This window comes from Lactobacillus xujianguonis (genome assembly GCF_004009905.1).
GTDB classification, from domain to species: domain Bacteria; phylum Bacillota; class Bacilli; order Lactobacillales; family Lactobacillaceae; genus Lactobacillus; species Lactobacillus xujianguonis.
In genome coordinates, this window is record NZ_ML136876.1 from 1 (window position 1) to 20,616 (window position 20,616).

The window sequence follows — 20,616 nt, forward strand, 5'->3', positions numbered from 1 at the left end:
TACTTTTACGTAATTATTACGTAATTTTTCTATTTGAGGTTTTATTTTTAACTTTTTATCTGCTACAAGCGTTGATTTAAAGCCATTCTTTTGTCGGAGTATAAGGCTTACACAATGTTGGACCCAAACATTGTTGCTGGGAAGGCAACCATCATCCCGTCACGTAAACTTGTTAAGTATTTGTTTTGACCCAGAATGCTCGCCACGGGAACGAGCTTTTTCTGCATCCAATCTAAAAGCTTTTTCATTGTAAACTCCCTCTATATTTTGTGATCGTTTGCGTTCACATTTATAATGTATATATGTTTATTGTTTGTTTACACAAGGGCAAAAATAAAAAAAGTGAAATTAATTTCACTTTTCGGCAATTGAGTCTCTTAATCTTAATTCGCTGCGGCAAGTAATAATTAGTGGCATACGCGCCGCAGTCTTTTCAATCATTAAGTCTTTAGCAACTCGGACTGCGGTCTTGCCCATTTCCCGTGAATCCATATAAACACTTGAAAGCGACGGGGTTAAAAAGCGATTCACTTCGACATCATCAAAACTGACTACTGAAGTTTGACCAGGAATATCAATGTGGTGATTTTTCAATGATTTATAAACCCCTAAAGCCATTGGGTCACTCCCGACCATTACGGCAGATGGTAACTCATCAACTTCATTCAGCATTTGCTCACACAAATTGAAACCGTCTTGAATTGACCAATCAGCAATAAAAGTATGTTCATACTGATTAAGACCTTGAATCTTCATCCAGTCTGAGTAAGTTCTGGCCCGTGAGTCACCCTTGAGGGAAATGGTATTACCTTTTAGGTCAACTACACTCGAACTACCACCGATATAGGCAATATTTCGATGACCTAATTTATATAAGTAATCCAAAATTTGTCTAGTTCTCGAAGAAAAATCATTTTGAATGTAGTTAACTGTTTCCACATCAGGATTAGCATCCACCAGAATCACATTTTTATTGCGTTTACGAATTGCTAAAACTGCATCATCCGTCATTTGACCAACCATAATAATGGCGCCATACTTGGCGATTTGAGTCAGATCTTTATTCTTATCGTGCATCCGGAAAATGACATCCGTGTCCAAACGCCATTTGGCTGCTTCATCTAAAATTCCATCATGAATATTCTTAAAATATGGATCACTAGGTTCATTTTCTTCAGTGTGCCGTAAAATCAGCCCAATGGTCATTCCCCGTTTACCTTTTGGTCCACGTTTATTCTTAGTTTTTGAATAGTTTAATTTTTTCGCAATCTCGATGACGCGTTGGCGGGTATTTTCGTTAATGTGAAAAGTCGCATCTTTGTTCAAAATCCGGGAAACGCTAGCTGGGGAAACCCCTGCTACTCTAGCTATATCTCTAATACTTGGCATTTTTATGTTTCTTTCTTAATTTTACAGTTTATACTTTTGTTTACTGCTATTTTACACTTTTTTGCCTTGTTGTGCATAGAAAAGCACTTTTAACAAAAATAAAAATTTGCTTGCATCTTATTAGTGCCATCTAGTATAATTTTTGATGTCGTTCATATGACACACTTTCTTGTTTTTATATTTTTAAATTAAAGTCCTAGGGTGTCCTTCCTTAGGACTTTTTTTCTTTTAATACCTATGGTATTGCTATAATTAAGATATATTTGCAACTACCCGGTCAGAAAGGATAGAAAAATGCTGCAAATCAGATACGACGATACTTTCAAAAAGGAAATTTCTCAAAACAGAAGCAAACAATTAAAGAACGAACCCTTTACCATTTGGGATGCCACTATTATTCAAATTAAGAAGAAAAAGTATTATTTATTAGTTGAAGAAAAAACAGGGTTGTCTATTTTATTAACTCGTCTTGATCCTAAGCTATTCAACTGCGTTTTAACTGAATTAATCAGAAGCTACAATTTTATTAGTAGTAAGCAACAACGCAAAATCATACAAGCTGCTTCAGCTGATAAAGTTTCATTTTATAAAAATGCTAAAACTGAAAATTCACAAGCTAAGACTATCGCCTCATTAATTAACAGTCATCTTGATGAATATCTAGAAATGGCAACTGCTACCAATTTGGAAAAAGATGAAGTTGCCAACTTAGTTCTTAAATCAGCTGCCATTTATGTTTTAGACGAAAACCTAGGAAATTATTTTGTTGATAAAATGATGGAAGAAGTTACAACTGAGTTGCCAGTTAAGTCCCAAAAGCCAGACCAGCATTATCAATACTGGGACTTAGAAAGACGTTTCCCTGATTTTGCCGCATTTCAAGATTATGAAAATCAACCTATTAGCTCCAATACTGACATCATTAACAAAATTAAAAAGATCAATCAAAGCATGATTGACCAATTCATTGAAACTTCTTCCGTTAGCTTTGATCCAGTTGATCCGCAAATAGCTCTTACAAATTTTGCTAATGATTTCTTACTTGAAAAGCGAATTCGTTTTGTCACTAGTGATCTGGGGCAAGTCATACCATACTTGTGGACGATTTTTAATCAGAATGATTTAGATGAAAATACTGCTTTCGAACTTGGACATGTTTTCAAGAACTTTTATAAATTTTTGGCCCGTGTGGGAATGATTAGAAGTACTGATCATGAATATGCTGATTTAAGTATTTATAAGTTAATGGATGATTTTACTTTTACACCTCTACCTGATTCCTCGCCTTCTGACGAAGAAATGTTAGCAGTAATTCGCGAACATCCCGATATTTTACAAAAGTTATTCCATAAAGGCATCATCTCTGAAGAAGCATTTAATATGTTACAAGGAATGCTGAAACAAATGGACCAACATTCTCCTGAGAAGTCCTATGATAATCGGGAGCGTGACCAAGCAACTTACGAAATTCGCGCAACACTTAAACACTTTAAACCATCAACTTGGCGCCGTTTCATAATTAGTGGCAATAGTTCTATTGATACCCTAGAAAAATGTATTTTGGAAATGTTCAGAGCTGACTTTTCACGCATGTTTGATTTACAAAATATAAAAACTAAGGAAAGGTTCGAAAATACTGAAAATATCGATTCGATAAGTAAGTTAATTCCTCTTTCTAGTATTAATTCTGAAAATACAAAAGTTTCTTATTTTCACGAAAAGGATCGTTTTATCCTAACATATGGTTATGGTTCAAGTTGGACATTTCTCGTCACTATTAGAAAAATTACATTTGATAATCCAGCTCCAGCTTATCCTAAAATTTTATCTGGTAAAGGCTACGGTATTATTAAAGATGATGATGAATTAGCTGAAATCTTATGCTTAGACGAAGATGGCGAACCAGTAGAAGATGGTTCAAGACTCAACGAAATTGTTATCGACTTAAATGATTTTGATAAAGATGAACTTAATGAACTGATGAAGAAGTACAAGATTTGATAGATATAATTGAATTTCTTTTGTAGGATATAGTATAATTTAGATAGCAAAAAGGAGGCCGACTCTACAACTGCCGAACCTCCTAAGCTGCAGAACCGCTAAAAGAGCGGTGGCTAAAATTATAGTTTATAAAATTTAAAAACCGTTAATTCTCGTCCAAAAGTATTAAGCGGTTTTTAATTTTGTTTCTTTTTTCGTCTTTTGCGACGATGATCGATAATCAAACTGCTGATTACCAAGTGAAGTTGGTATACTTGGAGAATGAGAATTGTAATCCCATGAACAAGTAACCTTAAACTTGCAACATTGGCACAGAGCAAGCCGATTATAATCAATGTGTTCCTTAACAGGTCCACTGAAGACAAAATTGGCCCTCCCTTTAAACGAAGGCCGAGCATTGAAAATAAATTCCATAGGCATCGTCCTTTCTTTGAGATAAAGGCCACCGCTAATTCAACTTTTCTGCATAATTAATTTTATCAAACTGACATTCGGTGCGACAAGATTAATTTTATTTTGGCCCAAAAAGCTTCCAACCTGGTTTATAAAACACCAAGCTGGAAGCTTTTTCTTTCGTCTATTTTTTCTATCTATTCTTTAAAGCTTTATTCACTGCTTCACTAATTGCACGACTAGTGGCAGAGGCGCCAGTTACCGCATCAACATAAGCAGTATTGTTCTCAACAATTCTCTTTGGAATTTCTTCTAAGGCTGTTTTACCAATATCCTCACTTTCATGATTTTGAACTACTTCAACATTCTTGATTTTATTATCATCATAAGTAACACGAACCACTAATTTGCCACCGATACCTGCATCTGAGGATCCCAGATATTGATTCTTATCAAGTTTAATATCTTTAATCTTATCGCCATCGACTAATTCATTAATGCCGTTGTACTTGCTTTCAACTTCATCAGTAACTTCATCGGTAACATTTGCTGCCTGCTCACCAGCGATTTTACCCCAAATCAAACATTCGGCTAAGTTACCGCCACCTTGATACTGATTTGCACAAATTCCGCCTAATTCACCTGCACCATATAAGTGTGGAATCGGTTGATTATTTACATCCAAAATTTCAGCTTTAGTGTTTCTTTCAGGACCACCTTGGGTATTAAGAACATTGTAACCCATCTTGATAGCATAGAATGGACCATCACTAAATGCTTTCATTGAATCGGCTTTACGACCAAATTGAATATCTTCGCCTGACTTGGCAGCTTCATTGAAAAGTTTAACTTGTTCTTCTAATCCAACTGCATTAACTCCAATTTTATCTGCTAATTCTTTTATACTATCAGCTTTGATCAGTTTTTCATTGAACTTGTCATATGGAATTGGATTATTTTCAATTTCTTTATATTGCTTTTCATCAAAGACTAAATATGGTTTTTCATGTGTTCTTGGCACTCTCCACATACCATGATCAAAAATATGCCCGTGCCGATTCATCTCAGTTTCATTAAAGTAACGTTTACCATCATCAGCAATCATAAAAATGCTGCCATTTGTTAATTGATCCCAGCTAAGGAATAACTCAGACCTTTCGCCTTCTGGAGTAGCAAAGGATAAGCCATGCATTAAGCCTAATGACTCATAGTTATACATGTGCCACATTTTTGCACCAACTTCTTGAGCCATGGTAATACCATCACCTTGGTTATAAATAGTACCTAAAGGTGAAAGACTTGGTGCTCCTAGATAGTTTTGAATCATTTCTTTATTAGCTTCAAATCCACCAGTTGTTAAGACAACACCTTTTCGTGCAAGAACATTAATCTTTTGTCCATCCTTAATAATTTGCGCACCCTTTATAACTTTAGTTACGGGATCTTGAATTAGATGAATAGCACGTGCTTCATACCAAACATCAATTTTATCTTTACGATCTAAAACCTTTTGACGTAGAATCTTCCACATTGCTGCGTCAAACCATCCCTTATGAACTGTAGTATAATCATACGTCTTATGTCCTGGTAAGTTTGGATATTCTTGACATGCTGCAGCTTTATAATCTTCTGGCATGTCAAATTCCTTCATAAAGCTAACTAGCTCAGCATCAAGATACTTTTTGACATATTCACGAGTATGTAGCATCCCATTAACAAAGGTTTCTACCATATCATCTGGTAAATCCATCGGATGAGTTAAACCTAAATAATATTTCTTCAACTCATCATGATCATAACCAGTACCAATTAATTGTGCTGAATAACGAGTATTACCACCTTCATGACCATAAGGAGCAAGGTCTGCAATCAAAACTTTAGCACCATTATCTGCAGCAAACCTTGCAGCTGTTGCTCCTGCTCCACCAAAGCCAAGAACAACAACATCATAATTGGCTTTCCAATCAATAACTGAATTACTTGCCATAATAAAAACCTCCTAAACGCTCTTTTGTTATCGCTTACATTATGTGCTAAAATTCACTTACTGTACAATATCTTTTATTTTGAAAATTATAACCATTCGGTTACTGAAAGAACTAACATTATGAGTAAAGAGAAAAATTTATACGATATATTAAAAACTGCTTCATCCGTTAATACTATTAGTGAGATCGCAAGACGTCTATTTATTAGCGAACCTTATATCAGTAAGCTTTTAAGACAAGCTGAGAATAAATATGGTGTAATCTTAATAGATAGGAATCAAAAGCCAATCAAATTAACTAAAGCTGGTGAAGTATTTCTCAAAGATTTACAAACAATATTAGAGTCACAAAATGAATTAACATATGATCTTGAGCCTTTTAGTAAATTTAAAAATTACGAAATAAAAATTGCTTTTAATCAACCATGGTTAGAAACCTCAGCTCAAGGAGTAATTCCATTTCTAGTTCATGAATATCCAGCATTTACTTTTTCCTTCTACGATCAAACGACTAATTTAGCCCAAGAAAACTTATTAAATCGTAGTATTGATCTGTTTGTTGGTAAGTTATTAGTAAACAAAAATATTACATCTATACACTTTACTGATTCATCCTTAGCCCTTCTTATTCCAAGTAACTGTTCACTTTTCAAACTTAAAGAGACTGAACTTACTCCAAACATCTTTAAGAAATTTAATAATCAAAAATATATTAGTTTAACTGATGATTCTTTCTTCCAAGCAATGATTGACCATCTCTTTCAGGAAAATGAGGTCACTTTAAATAAAGTAGTTAAAGTATCTAATTCTTTGATTACAAGAGAACTTGCCATACAAGGAATGGGTTATACAATAATTACTCAACAAAGTGCACAAGACATTGAAAAAGAAAATGAAGTTAAAGTCATAACCATTCCTAAGAATATGCTAGAACTCAGCAATGGCGTATCCTATTTGAATTCAAGCTCAAAAATTATAAAAGAAGTTGGAAATAAACTATATGAATTTCTAATAAGCAATAAAAATTTAATTAATTAACTTTTATTCGATTCTACTTAAAAAAGCTTCCAATCTGGTTTCAAAAGACCAAGTTGGAATCTTTTTCTTATTTATTCAAATTCTTTAAGGCTGAGCTAACTGCTTCTTTAAAAGCATGACTAGTAACAGAAGCACCTGAAACAGCATCAACATCTGTTGTATTGTTTTCAAGCATTTCTTTAGTCAAAACAGGAATAGCTTTCCCACCTAAAGATGGAGATTCTTTTTGTTGTAAAGTTTCGATCTGCTTTAACTTATCATCATTATCAACCGTGACTCTGACAACAATTGGTAAATCACTAATTCCATTGCTGCTCATGCCAATTCCCTGATTCTTACCCGCATCAAAGTTTGCAGTAGAAGTATGGGCATCAGATTGTAATTCTGGAACCTTTGAAGCTCCAGTAATCGCATCAACTTTAAGTACTTTACGCTTTGGTAGTGCTGCATTTTCACCAGCAATTTTACCTGAAATTAACAAATCAGCAATACTGTTAGCACCTAGATACTTGGTAGCAAAAATATCACCTAACTCACCGGCTTCATACAAGTGAGGAATAGCATTGCCATCTAAACCGATAACTTCACACTTCTCATTACGTTGAGCACCGCCATGAGTATGTAAAATATTATGACGAACCGGAATAGCATAGTATGGGCCTTCACTAAAACTACGCATCGTTTCAATCTTACGGTTCAAGAACATGTCACGTTTCTTTTCATCAGTTAAGAAATTGAAATCAGCCACTTCTTGTTTCAATTTAGGTGCATCTATCTTCTCAGCTAATTCATCGATGGTATCAGCTTTAATCGCATATGAAATCAATTCTTTGATTTGATCAGCTTTAGCAGAAGTATCAGCAGCTAATTGATCATATTGCTTTTGATCCATCACAATGTGGGGATGATTTTGGTTAGGAATCATAATCCAGTTACCATGATTATACTTATATCCATGGCGATCTTCTTCATCTTCACGGAAATAACGTGCTCCGTCATCTCCTGCTACAAAGATTGATCCATTGAATAATGACTTCCAATTAATCATGTAAGCAAACTTTTCACGAGGTTCATTCTGACGTAATGACAAACCATGTGAATCATAATTAGACATATGCCATAAACGAGCACCAGCTTCAACAGCTAGATCAATTCCTTTGCCTCGATTATAAAGACTTCCAATTGGTGCTAATGAACCTTGTCCTAAGAAGTTTTGAACCATCTTTTGATTATTTTCAAAACCACCACAGCTCAAAACAACCCCATTTTTAGCACCCACAAAGCGTACTTGATTATCTCGTTTAATTGAAACGCCGAGAATAGTTCCATCTTCAGGTGACTGAACTAGGTGTTCAACTGGTGAATTAAACCAAACATCAATCTTATCTAAGCGTTCATAAACTTTCTTACGCAATAATTTCCAAAAGCCACCATTATACATCCCTTGAGTCATGCTTTGAGATTGCATTGAATCAGCATGACGATATTCAGGATATTCACCATTAGGCCGTCTACCTGTTCCTTTTGCTTCAATTCCAAAATACTTCTTGGAATATTCTTTCATCTTTATCACATTCTCGATGAAAGTGTCCAAAGCTTTTGGATCATACGCAAATGGATAATAAGTTTGCTCGTAGTAATCTTTTAAGTCATCAAAGTTTTTGCCCCAAGCAAAAGCACCACCAGCATATCTAGTATTACCGCCTTCGCTTCCTTCTGGAGCCGAATCAACTAAAAGTACACGAGCACCATTATCGGCTGCAAATCGAGCAGCACCGGCACCGGCACCACCAAAGCCAACAACGATTACATCATAGATCGTGTCCCATTTTAAAGAAGAGTTATACATCATTTTATTCACCTAATTAATTTAGTTAAAAAAATTCAGGATCTTTATTAAGAGGCCCTGAATTTTTACTATCTTTTTACCAGTAACCAATTACCTTAGTCCAAAGCAATCCGCCACCAAGCCAAATAATGTTAAATACAACACCGATAATAGCACTTAATTTCCAGAAATCTTTATTGGAAATATATCCAGTTGAAGAAACCATGGCAGCCGGTCCTGCGGAATAAGTTGAGGTTGATAAGTAAACAGTCCCACACATTGCAAGCATTAAAGCAGCCATAATCTTAGGAACACCAGCACCCAAAGCAATTGAAAGAAATCCTGCGAAAAGGGCTGAAATTTGTGTTGAAACACTTGGGAACAGATAGTGTAAGTAGAAGTAAACTAACCAAAGAATTACTAATACTAATACCCAATTTACACCTTTAAGTCCTGCACCTAAAGTCTTTGAGAACCATGGGAAGAAACCTAAAGTCATCAACTTTTTGGACATCAGCATAATGATTGAAAGCCAAGTTAAAATATTCCAAGCAAAGCTTTCATTCAAAATATCCTTAACATTGATTACCCCAGTGATCAGTAATAAGACGACTGCGATAAAACTAGTTTCGGTAGCATCAATCCCAATATGAGAACCAATTAACCAAAGTAAAATAGCAAGAATAAAGACTACTGACATGATCTTTTCAGCAGGTGTCATCTTACCTAATTCGGCTAACTTCTTATCTGCCCAAGCATGAGCATTTGGAGTTTGCTTAATTTCTGGTGGATAAATTTTATAAAGTAAGAATGGTACAACGAGTAATGAAATCACACCTGGAACAATAGCTGCTAAGAACCATTGCATCCATGAAATTTCAACTCCTTGAGTTTTGGCTAAACCTAAGGCTACCATGTTACCTGCAAGTCCAGTTAAAAACATCCCTGAAGTAACATTATTAATTTCATATTCGTTGAAAACCAAGAATGAGCCTAATTTTCTTTGCGTACCCTTTTCTGGATCTGAACCCATTTCACGAGAAAGACCATCAATGATTGGGTACATAATTCCGTTAACTCTGGCATTATTACTTGGAATTCCGATTGCCAAAACCGTTTCAACGGCTGATAATGCATAAGCTAAACCTAAAGTACTCTTACCAAAAGTTCTTACAAAGATGTAAGCAATTCTCTTACCTAAACCTGATTTGATAAAACCGGCAGCTAAGAACATACACATTGCAACCATCCAGGCAACTGAATTACCAAAACCAGCGGCAACTTCTTTCATGTTAAAGATACCGGTAACGGTCGCAATTACTACTGCAATTAAAGTTGTTGCCATCATTGGTAATGGCTTAGTAATACATGCTGCAATAGTTGCAACAAAGATGGCGAATAAATGCCACGCTGGAACACTAATATCTGCTGGCTTTAACGGTGTTAACAGCCAGAGGACGATTCCAATTACTAAAGGAAGAATCCATTTCTTCCATTGAAACTTATCTAACATTTTTCTACTCCCTTAAATTTGTTGAAAGCGCCTTTTATTTCGTTAACAACTTCAATTTATATTATTTATTTTGATTTGACTAATTTTTCTTTGTGAATAAAATGATGCATAAAAATGCTATAATCTACTTTGATAACAAGTATTTAAAGCCATTGTGAAGTTTGTTATTTATAAGCTAAAAAGATCAACTTATAAATATTTTTTATATTTGAGGAAAAGTATGAATAATCAAGACCTGATGTATTTTTGTAAACTAGTTGAATCTGGCAGTTATACAAAAACCGCTAAATATTTTAAAGTTACACAACCGACAATTTCTGCCGCTATCAAACGCCTGGCAACCCATTTCAAGGATCCTCTAGTTAGTCAAGTTAATCGTAAGAGTAAATTAACTACTACTGCAGCAGGCGCTCTTCTTTACCAAAAAGCCACCCATTTACTTCAAGAAATTCATAGCATTGATCATGATATTCTTCATGCTAGTGAACGCAAGATCAGGATTTCTTTTTCTGGAGTTGCCGGCAGTATCTACATCCCAGAGATTATTGCACAGTTTTATCGTGCTGGCATTATGTCTATGCTTGATACTCATTTAGAACGATCTGCGGATATTTTTAACAGCTTAACTAACGGTGATATCGATGTTGCAATTTACTCATGGATGGTTCCAATTAATGACCCCAGTTACTACATTCGCACTTTGAATAAGACGGAACTGGTTATCATCACAGGTTTAGATGACCCCTGGGCTACTAAGAATGAAGTAAGAGTTTCTGAATTACGTAATAGAAACTTTATCGCTCGCTCAACTGGATACCTAACTAGAGAATGTTTAGATCAAGAAGCAAATCTTGGTAATTTCACACCCAATATCATTTTTACTGCTCGTACCATGCAATTAATGATTGACTTAGTACGTAAAAACGTGGGTATTGCCTTAGCAATGGAAGATACCTTAACTGATCTAACGGACTTACATGTCATTCATTTAATTCCAGAACAAAGATTATGGGCTTATTCACAAATTGCAATGCGCAAAAGCTTTGTTCCGAATGAATATCAACAAAAAGGAATTGATATTTTAAGAAACTTTCACGCTATTTAGCCTGCTTAATCGCCTTATTAACTGCTTCTTCAACCGCACGGGTAGTTGTCGAAGCACCTGAAACGGCATCAATCTCAGTTGAGTTAGCGGCAACAATCTTGTCTGGTAACTCTTTAATTGCAACAGCCCCGATACCTTCAGTTTCGTGGCTTTCTAAGACTTCAACGTTCTTGATCGTGTGGTCCTTGTAGGTGACCCGCACAACAATCTTGCCACCAATTCCGGCCTCAGTTGAAGCAACATATTGATCTGGACCTAATTCGATATTATCCATTCTTTCACCATCAGCTAAATCATTGATAGCTGGTACCGCATCAGTCACAGTGACAGCTACCGTTGCGGCGTTACGAGCAACGTTTTCGCCGGCAATTTTACCGAAAATCAGGCATTCGGCGAGATTACCACCACCTTGGTAGCGGTTGATGCACATGCCACCTAATTCACCGGCACTGTATAAATGGGGAATTGGTTGATCTTGAGTATTCAAAATTTGAGCATTTTCATCATGCTTTGGTCCACCTTGAGTGTTCAAGACAGCAGGTACTAACTTAATAGCGTAAACTTTTCCTTCTGCAAAAGCCTCCATTGATTGTGGTGCCCGATCAAACTTCACATCTTTGCCGTTCTTAGCAAAGTCATTGAATTCAGCTAAAGTGGCAGCCAAATTTTCAGCTGGAATGTTCATTTTAGCTGCTAAGCTCTTAATGTCTTCTGCAGCAATTATCTTGTCGAAAAGTTGGGTATATTTAAGCTTTCCAGCATCTTTTTCTTCAACGAACTTGTTGTATTGCTTCTGGTCAAAAACAAGCCAGGCGTTGTCAAAAGCACGTGGTAAATCATATTGACCATGGTTGTAAATGTGACCATGACGGAACTTGGCATCTTCCTTCATAAATCTCGTACCATCATCAGCTACTGCGAAGATTGAGCCTGACTTAACGTTCTTCCAACCGCTGATTTGCCGGCCGCGTTCATTTTCACCTTCAGCGATCACATAACTTGGTACAATTCCTAATGATTCATAGTTACTCATGTGCCACATCTGGGCACCCACTTCTTCTGCCATCTTCAGACCATCACCACGATTATAAAGCGTACCTAATGGCGTTAACTTAGTGACATGCAAATAGTCTTGTTGCATAACAGCATTATCCTCAAAGCCACCTGTTGCTAAAACAACACCTTTATTAGCGTGAATACAGTACTTCTTATGATTTCTTTCAATGACTGCGCCGATTACTTCATCACTGTCTGCAGCTTGAATTAAATTAGTTGCACGTGATTTTAACCAAATATCAATTTGATTTTTGCGATCTAAAACATTCTTTCGAATCACCTTCCATAACCCAGCATCGAAATCACGATTATGAACCAAGGCAAAATCAAAGGTCTCTGATCCTGCAAATTCTGGATATTCACAAAGGTTAGTCTTGTGAGCTAAATGATCAGTTGGTTGATAATCTCGTGACCAAATAAAGGGCTTCATGCCTAAGTATTTTTCAAAGTATTCTGGCATCTTCACAAAACCATCTAAGTAAGTGTCCATGGTCTTTTCTGAAACTGCGAAAGGTGCAGCTAATTGATGAAAGTACTTGCTGATTTTTTCTTTATCATGAGCCATGGCTACGTGTTGAGCTGAATATCTAGTGTTACCACCTTCATGTCCATAAGGAGCAGCGTCAACTAATAAGACCTTAGCACCGTTATCAGCAGCAAATCTTGCAGCAGTCCCACCAGCTCCACCGAAGCCTAAGACAATCACATCATAATTTCCATTCCATTTAAGATTGTTGTTTGCTTTCATTTTCATAACTCCTATTAATCAGTTCTTTGTTTACACGGGTATAAATATCATGAAAAAGCAAACGATGCAAATAGTTTTTCGACAAAAAGATTTTGCTATATTACATATAATTGCAGTAATGTAAGGGCTTTATGATGATTCTTGATAGTTAAATCAGAGCTAAATTTTGTTTTTAAAACTATGATCAATAATTATCGTTGAAGTCTTGATAAATTATATTTATGAAAGTACAATAGTATTAACAAAGATTAGATAGGACAAAAAATGGAATTTAAAGACTTAGAATATTTTCAAAAATTAGTTGAAACTAAGAGCTACATTGAAACAGCCAACTACTTTCACGTTACGCAACCAGCGATTACTGCTATGGTTAAACGTTTAGAAAAAGAAGTTGACACTAAATTGATTTTTAAGATTAACAATCGGGCGCAAATGAACATCACACCAGCTGGCTTAGTCGTTTATCGGCAGGCAAAAAATCTGTTGCAAGCTGAGCAAGCAGTGTTAATGGAAGCTAAACGCGCTAGTGAAAACAACTTCCGTTTAGTTTATTCTGAAATTGCAGGCAGTGCCTGGCTGGCCTCTGTCATCACGCAGCTTAATCAAGGGCACTTATTGGCTTCAATTGAAACGCATCAAGATAATTCTGAGCATTTGGTGCGGAATCTACGTGAAGGTAAGTATGATGCCATTCTGTTTTCAAAACTAAGTGACGAACAGATTTCTGGCATTAAAATCACTAACCTGCGCAAATACCAATACGATCTCATCGTGCCAGCAAACAGTGAATTGGCTCGCCAAAGTGAAATTGATATTTTTCAAACACGGAACATCCCTCTGATTATGCGGCATAAACGCTTTTTATCACGAATTGCACTTGAAAAAGTTAAAACTCGTACCGGTTTTAAGCCAAACAAAAAATTAGTTGTCGATAGCATTGACGCTACCACACAACTAATTAGTAAAGGGATGGGTATTGGATATTTAATGAACTTAGCTGTAAAAAATCGTCCAGGAGTTGTGGCAGTGCCACTAATTCCAAGCCAACAAGTTGATTGTTACGCTTGTTTGGCGGTTAGAGAAGATTTTATTCCGAACCAAATTCAGGAAAAATGTTTGGAAATTTTACGGAATTTCTAAACTCTATTTTTGACTACTATCTTACCGTGCCAACAACAAAAAGAATGGCAGCTAGTAGATAGATAATTAATGCTACTTGATTGATTCGAGTAGTATTCTTATTGTATTTATCTTCATAATTTTTCATTTTACTAAAACATCCTTCTTTAGAATTTTTTGATCTTTCTATTTTTCAATTTATTAATGTCTATTTTGTCTGATGATTCAAGATTATTATACGTCATTATGTCAGATTTTTTCGGTAAAGACATCTGCATCAATTTTAATGCTTGCTCTTCTTCATCTTCATTATCAGCACGATAATAGCGCATTAAGCCTAAACTAAATTGAGCAAAGTCAATTTCGTCAAAAGGCAGAATAAAGTAATTTTCATTTTTCCAGGTATTCAAGGCAGTGTTCACTGCTAGCAAAGCCGTTCGCTTATTACCATCTTGAAATGGCTGCAACTTTGATAGTTCTGCAAATAATCGCAGCCCATCAAAATTCGTCTGTTTCGATGCTTTAAATCGATCCACTATTTGGTCAAGGTCTTCCTTAGTAACTACATCGGATGGAAAATATGCTCCTTTATCACTGCCGTATGGATCTGTCATAATAATGACCGCATCATTGTGATTTTCCTTTGCATTACGCAAGTGTCCTGGAATTGCTGGATCCTCTTCATCAGAGTGATGCAAGGCTTTATTAATTGCAATAATTCCATCAGTATCAAACGTGATTTCTTTAGCAATTTTTATTCCAGCCAAGGCATCATTCATTAGATCCTGATCTTTTTTAGACTCCAAAAATTTTACATCAATTGTGTCAATAACTCTTTTAACTTCTTCAAATGAACCTGTAAAATTATTGAACTTTCCCCAGGAAATAATCAGAAGAGCTAATTTAGTAGTATCTTTAGCCGTTTTAACCACCAACTTTAATCCCGCTGCAAAATTGCCAACAAATCATCTTTATCAAGCGTACTTGAACTAAGCTGTTCACCATTAAGCACTTCTTCAGCCAACTTTTGCTTCCGCTCCTGCAAAGCGATAATCTTTTCTTCAATCGTACCTTTAGCGACCATCTTGTAGATCTGGACATTGTGTTTTTGTCCAATTCGGTGCGCGCGGTCAGTGGCCTGATTTTCGGCGGCAACGTTCCACCATGGATCGTAGTGAATAACTACGTCCGCACTAGTCAAGTTAATCCCCGTTCCACCAGCCTTAAGTGAAATTAAGAAGACCGCGGACTCATCCAGCTGATTGAATTCATTAATCAATTCTTGCCGCTTAACTTTCGGTGTTGCACCAGTAATTTCAAAGAACGGAATCTTTAACTTGCCTAATTTTTCTTTGAAAATCGCTAACATTGACGTAAATTGAGAGAACAATAAAATCTTGTGCCCATCTGCTAAAGTTTGTTGAATCAAATTCAAAGTTGCAGTTAACTTAGCCGATTTGCCGCGATAATTTTCATATAATAAATGAGGATCACAACATAATTCACGTAACCTGGTAATGGCAGCTAGGGCTTGGAAACGATTCTTCTTAAATTCAGCTTCGTTTTGTTTGCCCAATTGGTTTAACAATTTTTGAACTTGCGCGCTATAAAGTTCCGCTTGCTTTCCGGATAAAGCCGCATAAACAACTTCTTCACTCTTATCTGGCAGGTCTTTGAGAACATCCTTCTTCAATCGCCGCAAAACAAACGGCGCAATAATTTGACTCAATCGCTCTTGTAGATCTTCATCCTCTTCTTGAACAATTGGCTTTTCGTAGACTTTTCTGAAGAAATCATAATTCCCTAAGAAACCTGGCATTAAGTAGTCAAAAATACTCCATAATTCGCTCAGATTGTTCTCAATTGGTGTCCCCGTCAAGGCAATTCGGTGATGAGCTTGCATAATCTTAACGGCCTTAGCCGCTAAAGAGCGAGCATTTTTAATATTTTGCGCTTCATCAATGACTTCCAGATCAAACTTCAAATCTTGATAGAGTTCCAAGTCGCGTTTCAAGGAGTCATAAGAAGTAATTAATACGTCGCCGGCCTTAACCTGAGCCAATTGCATGCGGCGTTCTTTCTTATCGCCACCTAAAAGTACGGTTTGAATATCCGGCGCCCATTTCTTAAACTCATTTTCCCAGTTGTAAACCACTGACGCTGGGACAACGATCAGACTTGGCAAATCCGTCTTGTTATGCCGTGACAAAATGACAGAAATTACTTGCAAAGTCTTTCCCAGTCCCATTTCATCAGCTAACAAGCCACCTAGATTGTAGTTAATTAAAGTGGAAAGCCACTTGAAGCCTTGCTTTTGATATGGCCGCAAGATTTTGCTCAGAGCTGGCGGAATTTCTACTTTTTGCAAGCTACCTTTTTCTAGATCGTGCACAATCTGGTCAAAAGCAGAGTTACTTGTGTAGCTTAAAGTATCACACTTCTCTAACTGCTTTTCGAGGTAAAAAGCCCGATAAGCAGGGACAGCCATCTTACCATGGACAAATTTCTTCAAGCTTAATCCCAAACTAGCCATGGTATTAGCTAATTCTTCCATTGAAGGTGAGTCAATGCGCCGCACTTCCCCATTCTTCAAGACGAAGTAATGTTTCTTTTCATGATAAGCCGTTAAAATCGCATCGATATCCTCAGGTGATAACTTATCGCCATCAACTGTTAAATTTAAGGTATCACTAGCCAATTTTATGCCAAGAGAAACATTAACCTTACTTTTAATGTTGTTCATCAGTCGTTTAAAAGCGGCAGTCGCATCAACTTGGCCAAATTGGTTTAAATTATCAATGCCGTTCTCAAATAAATTATCAACATTGTCACCCGCGCCAAGAGGCATCACATACTTATCTTCTAACTTATCAAAATGTAACTGATCCAGCAGCGCCAAACCAGCCTTTTCTTTAGCAGGATCTCTCTCGCCCAAGGACTTTTGATCAACTAATAAATGATACTGATCATCACCATATTTCGCTACCGGATCACAAATAATTTCATCGTCACGATAATCCAAGTGATAAATTAATTGCGCCGCTGGCGGCAAAATTGGTTCTAGATCTTTATCACCGGTAATTTCCACCTCACCAGTTTTCTTCAATTCTGGCAAAATTTTACGCCCAAAAGCGCGCAAACTATCCGGCCCAAATTGCAGTCTTTCGCCACCTTCAAAGCCAAGCTTTTGCACTAATTGTGGTGAAACTCCGACTAACTTGGTCCAATGATTACGCCCATCATATAGATAGTAACCCTTTTGTCCTCTGAGAAGATCGTTCATTTCATTGCTGTTCACAACGCCGCCAATATCAACGGTAGCTACTTTTTGGGCAACATCGGTCCTAATCCTGATTGGTAATTGCCGCTTTTCCTCAGAATAGATAATTGGTCGATTACCTGAATAAAGCGTCACGCCCTGTGCCATCAAATCACTCAGCTTATCAGCAAGCATCCCTTCAACAGGCAAAGACTTGAAGGCGACACCATAATATTCACCACGAGCTTTTTGAACAACATTGTTGTCTTGAATAATTTGCCTAATAAAGTTAAACGCCTTGCGACTCATGGGATCCATTTGGTCTAAATCGACTACTTGGTTGAAAAACTTCCCTAAGCTGATTCGATCACCTTGCGCGATATTCGACAAAATCATATCAATATTTTGAATCTTATACAGATGATCTGCCGTCCCAATTCGGAAGAATAAAGAAAGTTCGCCCCAACGATCTGTTTCTAATTCTAAGCGAAAAACTGTTGGTTCAGAAGTTGGAGTCTGACCAAATCGTTTAAGAAATTGACGGGCAGCCGCATTAGTTTTCTCAGTTGGACGATCAATGGCAAAATCATTGACAAACCGCAGCAAGGCCAGGATTTCCAAGGGTTTCGTACCAAAGTTTTTAATTGGCGAATTCACATCAATGTCCGTTATGGCGTTACGGGTGAAGTAAACATTGACTTGATACTTTAAAAATTGTGCATGAAAGATAACATGGTAAATAAAATCATCACTATTTACTTGTTCAAAATTATAATCATGAAGATCGATTGTTCTATCAAGCTGTCTGGCTTCATCATAATCAGCTTCAGTATAGCGGTAAGCTTTGACTAGTTCTGTTGGATCAACATCTAAATCTGCATGATCAATCCGATGTAAAATTCTTGAGGAAATCCAATCAGAAATAGGACTAGGAATAAGATCTAGGTCAGGACCAGCTGGTTGTACTTTTTCAGCTTTTAATAAAGCTGCAACCTCATGCTTGCAACGATGACCTTTATTGGCCCAAGGGCAAGAACAAGATAATTCTGAAACTCGGCCATCTGGACGCAAGCGTCCCGAAACGCGGTAACTCAATGGTTCAGCTCCAGCAACGATTGCAATGAAGTGCTCACCATCTTGATCAAACTTAAATTTCTTTACTTTGCCTTCATAGAAGTATTCATATCCGCGATCAAAAATCCGTTCAGAAAATAATCCTTGCCAGCTTGCCATGTTTTCTCATCCTATCTTTAGTACTTATTTCTTAATTATCGCAAGAATGCGGGCAAAAATAAATAGCGCCGCTTGCGAAGTTGCAAGTTGGCGCTATTATTTTCTACTATTTAATATAAGCTTCCTTATAATTCCACTGCGTACCGGCAGTATTATGGATGATGCCATGTACCCGCTTGTTTTGTAAGTATGCCGTAGTTTGTTGGTAAATCGGCGTGATGGCTTGGTTGCCATTCACAATTTTGGCAGCCTTAACTAAATCATCCCACCGCTGATCTGGTTCGTTGGCATCTTGATTCAATGCCTTTTTAACTAAGCCATCATACTCAGAGCTCGACCACTTACCATAGTTGTAAGAGGTGCCGCCCATTGGAATCTGCATGAAGGTCATTGGATCATTGAAATCGCCGCCCCAATGAGAAAGGTACAAGTCAAATTGACCTGCACGAGCCCGCCTCAAAGCTGATTTTTCAGGAACATTCGTAATCTCAATCTTGATCCCTGGTAATTCCTTGGTCCATTGCGATTGTAAGTACTGCGTTAACTGCTCACTATCTGAGTCATCATTAGAAGCAAGTAGGTCAAAGGTTAAATGTTTCTGACCAATTTCCTTCAAGCCCTTCTGCCAGTATTTCTTAGCTAAAGCCGGATTGTAATCAGTTGTATTCTTTACACCTTGTTCTTTAGCAAAATCCTCCTTACTCTGAGGATTATAAGCTAGTTTTTCAGCCACAAATCCTGTCGGAATGGTTGAACCATTACCTAAAACCTTCTTTGTAATTACTTGCCGATCAATCGTTAATGATAGTGCCAAGCGAATATTCTTATTATTCAAAGCCGCCTTATTAATAGCGTTTTTATCCGCAAAATTATACATTAAGAATCTAACCAACGAATATGGGTAAGATTTAAAGTCGGGATTACTCTTTAAGTTCTTAACTTGTTCACTTGAAAGTGGCGTTAAATCAAGCTTACCTTGTTGGTACATCTGATAGCCGGTATTCGGTGATTTAACTACTTGATAATTGATCTTGTGAAGCTTGACTTTGTCCTTATCCCAGTAATTCTTATTCTTCACAAAAGACCAAGTATCGTTAACACCATTCCAGCCCTTAATCACAAATGGTCCTGAGTAAACTTGATATTGTGCCTTAGTTGCATATTTGGAACCATATTTCTTAACTACCTTTTCGTTCTGCGGTCCAAACAAGGGATAAGCCATCAAAACTTTGAAATAAGCCACAGGTTTGTTCAAGTTCACCACTACTGTATGCTTGTTTGGTGCGGAAATTCCTAATTGACTTGGGGCTTTTTTACCATCAGCTACTTGATCGGCATTCTTTACACTACTAAACAAGTATGAATAAGGCGAAGCTGTCTTCGGATTTAAACTTCGCCGCCAAGAATATACAAAGTCCTCGGCTGTGATCGGATCACCATTCGACCACTTAGCATCCCGAAGCTTAAAAGTCCAGGTCTTGCCATCTTTAGAAGTCGTTACCGACTTGGCTAAGCCAGCAATCGGCTTACCGTTTTTACCTAAACGATAAAAACTCTCAAACACATTTCCTGTCTGCCCGTAACCACTCGACTTACTAATGTCAATCGTATCTAGTGGTGCATTAGTACTCAAATTAAGGGTCTGTTCATCATTTCCACTTGATTGTGAACTTGAGTGTTGACCGCAAGCTGCAAGCACCAAGGCAGCAGAAACAGCGACTAGACTTGCAGTTAATATCTTCATTTTTTTCATTACAAAACTCTCCTTTTTCCAGAAACACAAAAAGACGAACCATAGCCTAAAATGCTACAGTTCGCCTGACAAATTCTTATTCTATTTAACTTGGGTCAACTCAAATAGAACATCGATTTATGGGGAAAGATCGCATATTAGGCACGTCAAATAAGATGCTGCAACAGCAACATTCTTGAGCTGGCAATTGCATT

13 protein-coding genes are annotated in these 20,616 nt (G+C 37.0%); 4 read left to right on the forward strand and 9 right to left on the reverse strand.

Annotation, left to right across the window (positions count from 1 at the left end; all coding sequences use genetic code 11):
- Positions 1–107: 107 nt before the first annotated feature.
- The gene (locus EJK17_RS03620; protein ID WP_201738254.1) at positions 108–248 is read right to left on the reverse strand and encodes a hypothetical protein; all 141 of its coding nucleotides are present in this window, start codon (positions 246–248) and stop codon (positions 108–110) included.
- Positions 249–354: 106 nt separating this feature from the next.
- Positions 355–1,389 carry a LacI family DNA-binding transcriptional regulator gene (locus EJK17_RS03625; protein WP_127796206.1) on the reverse strand — a complete coding sequence of 345 codons (1,035 nt, stop codon included), beginning with the start codon at positions 1,387–1,389 and terminating at the stop codon, positions 355–357.
- A 294-nt stretch (positions 1,390–1,683) separates the two neighbouring features.
- On the opposite strand from EJK17_RS03625, the gene EJK17_RS03630 reads away from it, so the two are divergent.
- Positions 1,684–3,390 carry an IS1096 element passenger TnpR family protein gene (locus tag EJK17_RS03630; protein ID WP_103661249.1) on the forward strand — a complete coding sequence of 569 codons (1,707 nt, stop codon included), beginning with the start codon at positions 1,684–1,686 and terminating at the stop codon, positions 3,388–3,390.
- Positions 3,391–3,976: 586 nt separating this feature from the next.
- Here EJK17_RS03630 and EJK17_RS03635 read toward each other — a convergent pair.
- Entirely contained in the window at positions 3,977–5,770 is a 1,794-nt protein-coding gene (locus EJK17_RS03635; protein ID WP_127796207.1) for an FAD-binding protein, read from the reverse strand.
- A 120-nt stretch (positions 5,771–5,890) separates the two neighbouring features.
- Between EJK17_RS03635 and EJK17_RS03640 the strand changes: the two genes are divergently transcribed.
- Positions 5,891–6,808, forward strand: a complete 918-nt coding sequence (locus tag EJK17_RS03640; protein WP_127796208.1) for a LysR family transcriptional regulator — start codon at positions 5,891–5,893, stop codon at positions 6,806–6,808.
- Positions 6,809–6,875: 67 nt separating this feature from the next.
- Here the strand turns inward: EJK17_RS03640 and EJK17_RS03645 are convergent, their stop codons facing one another.
- Complete coding sequence (locus EJK17_RS03645) at positions 6,876–8,660, reverse strand: FAD-binding protein (RefSeq protein WP_127796209.1); 1,785 nt, start codon at positions 8,658–8,660, stop codon at positions 6,876–6,878.
- A 73-nt stretch (positions 8,661–8,733) separates the two neighbouring features.
- Positions 8,734–10,149, reverse strand: coding sequence for a DASS family sodium-coupled anion symporter (locus EJK17_RS03650; RefSeq protein WP_103661254.1), 1,416 nt, complete (start codon positions 10,147–10,149; stop codon positions 8,734–8,736).
- A gap of 220 nt (positions 10,150–10,369) precedes the next feature.
- Here EJK17_RS03650 and EJK17_RS03655 point away from each other — a divergent pair, with 220 nt between their 5' ends.
- Positions 10,370–11,254 carry a LysR family transcriptional regulator gene (locus tag EJK17_RS03655; RefSeq protein WP_103661255.1) on the forward strand — a complete coding sequence of 295 codons (885 nt, stop codon included), beginning with the start codon at positions 10,370–10,372 and terminating at the stop codon, positions 11,252–11,254.
- On the opposite strand, the gene EJK17_RS03660 is transcribed toward EJK17_RS03655, so the two are convergent.
- Positions 11,247–13,058, reverse strand: coding sequence for an FAD-binding protein (locus tag EJK17_RS03660; RefSeq protein ID WP_425459964.1), 1,812 nt, complete (start codon positions 13,056–13,058; stop codon positions 11,247–11,249). The genes EJK17_RS03655 and EJK17_RS03660 overlap by 8 nt on opposite strands.
- 264 nt (positions 13,059–13,322) lie before the next feature.
- Here EJK17_RS03660 and EJK17_RS03665 point away from each other — a divergent pair, with 264 nt between their 5' ends.
- Positions 13,323–14,198 carry a LysR family transcriptional regulator gene (locus tag EJK17_RS03665; RefSeq protein ID WP_127796211.1) on the forward strand — a complete coding sequence of 292 codons (876 nt, stop codon included), beginning with the start codon at positions 13,323–13,325 and terminating at the stop codon, positions 14,196–14,198.
- A 146-nt stretch (positions 14,199–14,344) separates the two neighbouring features.
- Here the strand turns inward: EJK17_RS03665 and EJK17_RS03670 are convergent, their stop codons facing one another.
- The 3 genes from EJK17_RS03670 to EJK17_RS03680 all read right to left on the reverse strand — a co-directional run bounded on the left by EJK17_RS03670 (position 14,345) and on the right by EJK17_RS03680 (position 20,422).
- Complete coding sequence (locus tag EJK17_RS03670; protein ID WP_103661314.1) at positions 14,345–15,109, reverse strand: Fic family protein; 765 nt, start codon at positions 15,107–15,109, stop codon at positions 14,345–14,347.
- A 5-nt stretch (positions 15,110–15,114) separates the two neighbouring features.
- On the reverse strand, positions 15,115–18,669 hold the full coding sequence (locus tag EJK17_RS03675; RefSeq protein ID WP_127796212.1) for a DEAD/DEAH box helicase: 3,555 nt from the start codon (positions 18,667–18,669) through the stop codon (positions 15,115–15,117).
- Between the two features lie 106 nt (positions 18,670–18,775).
- The gene (locus EJK17_RS03680; RefSeq protein ID WP_127796213.1) at positions 18,776–20,422 is read right to left on the reverse strand and encodes a peptide ABC transporter substrate-binding protein; all 1,647 of its coding nucleotides are present in this window, start codon (positions 20,420–20,422) and stop codon (positions 18,776–18,778) included.
- Positions 20,423–20,616: the final 194 nt, after the last annotated feature.

Coding starts and splice junctions, on each gene's coding strand:
- EJK17_RS03680 (WP_127796213.1), bottom strand. CDS start 20,422: ATGAAAAAAATGAAGATATTAACTGCAAGTCTAGTCGCTGTTTCTGCT.
- EJK17_RS03655 (WP_103661255.1), top strand. CDS start 10,370: ATGAATAATCAAGACCTGATGTATTTTTGTAAACTAGTTGAATCTGGC.
- EJK17_RS03640 (WP_127796208.1), top strand. CDS start 5,891: ATGAGTAAAGAGAAAAATTTATACGATATATTAAAAACTGCTTCATCC.
- EJK17_RS03620 (WP_201738254.1), bottom strand. CDS start 248: ATGAAAAAGCTTTTAGATTGGATGCAGAAAAAGCTCGTTCCCGTGGCG.
- EJK17_RS03675 (WP_127796212.1), bottom strand. CDS start 18,669: ATGGCAAGCTGGCAAGGATTATTTTCTGAACGGATTTTTGATCGCGGA.
- EJK17_RS03650 (WP_103661254.1), bottom strand. CDS start 10,149: ATGTTAGATAAGTTTCAATGGAAGAAATGGATTCTTCCTTTAGTAATT.
- EJK17_RS03660 (WP_425459964.1), bottom strand. CDS start 13,058: ATGAAAGCAAACAACAATCTTAAATGGAATGGAAATTATGATGTGATT.
- EJK17_RS03665 (WP_127796211.1), top strand. CDS start 13,323: ATGGAATTTAAAGACTTAGAATATTTTCAAAAATTAGTTGAAACTAAG.
- EJK17_RS03645 (WP_127796209.1), bottom strand. CDS start 8,660: ATGATGTATAACTCTTCTTTAAAATGGGACACGATCTATGATGTAATC.
- EJK17_RS03630 (WP_103661249.1), top strand. CDS start 1,684: ATGCTGCAAATCAGATACGACGATACTTTCAAAAAGGAAATTTCTCAA.
- EJK17_RS03625 (WP_127796206.1), bottom strand. CDS start 1,389: ATGCCAAGTATTAGAGATATAGCTAGAGTAGCAGGGGTTTCCCCAGCT.
- EJK17_RS03635 (WP_127796207.1), bottom strand. CDS start 5,770: ATGGCAAGTAATTCAGTTATTGATTGGAAAGCCAATTATGATGTTGTT.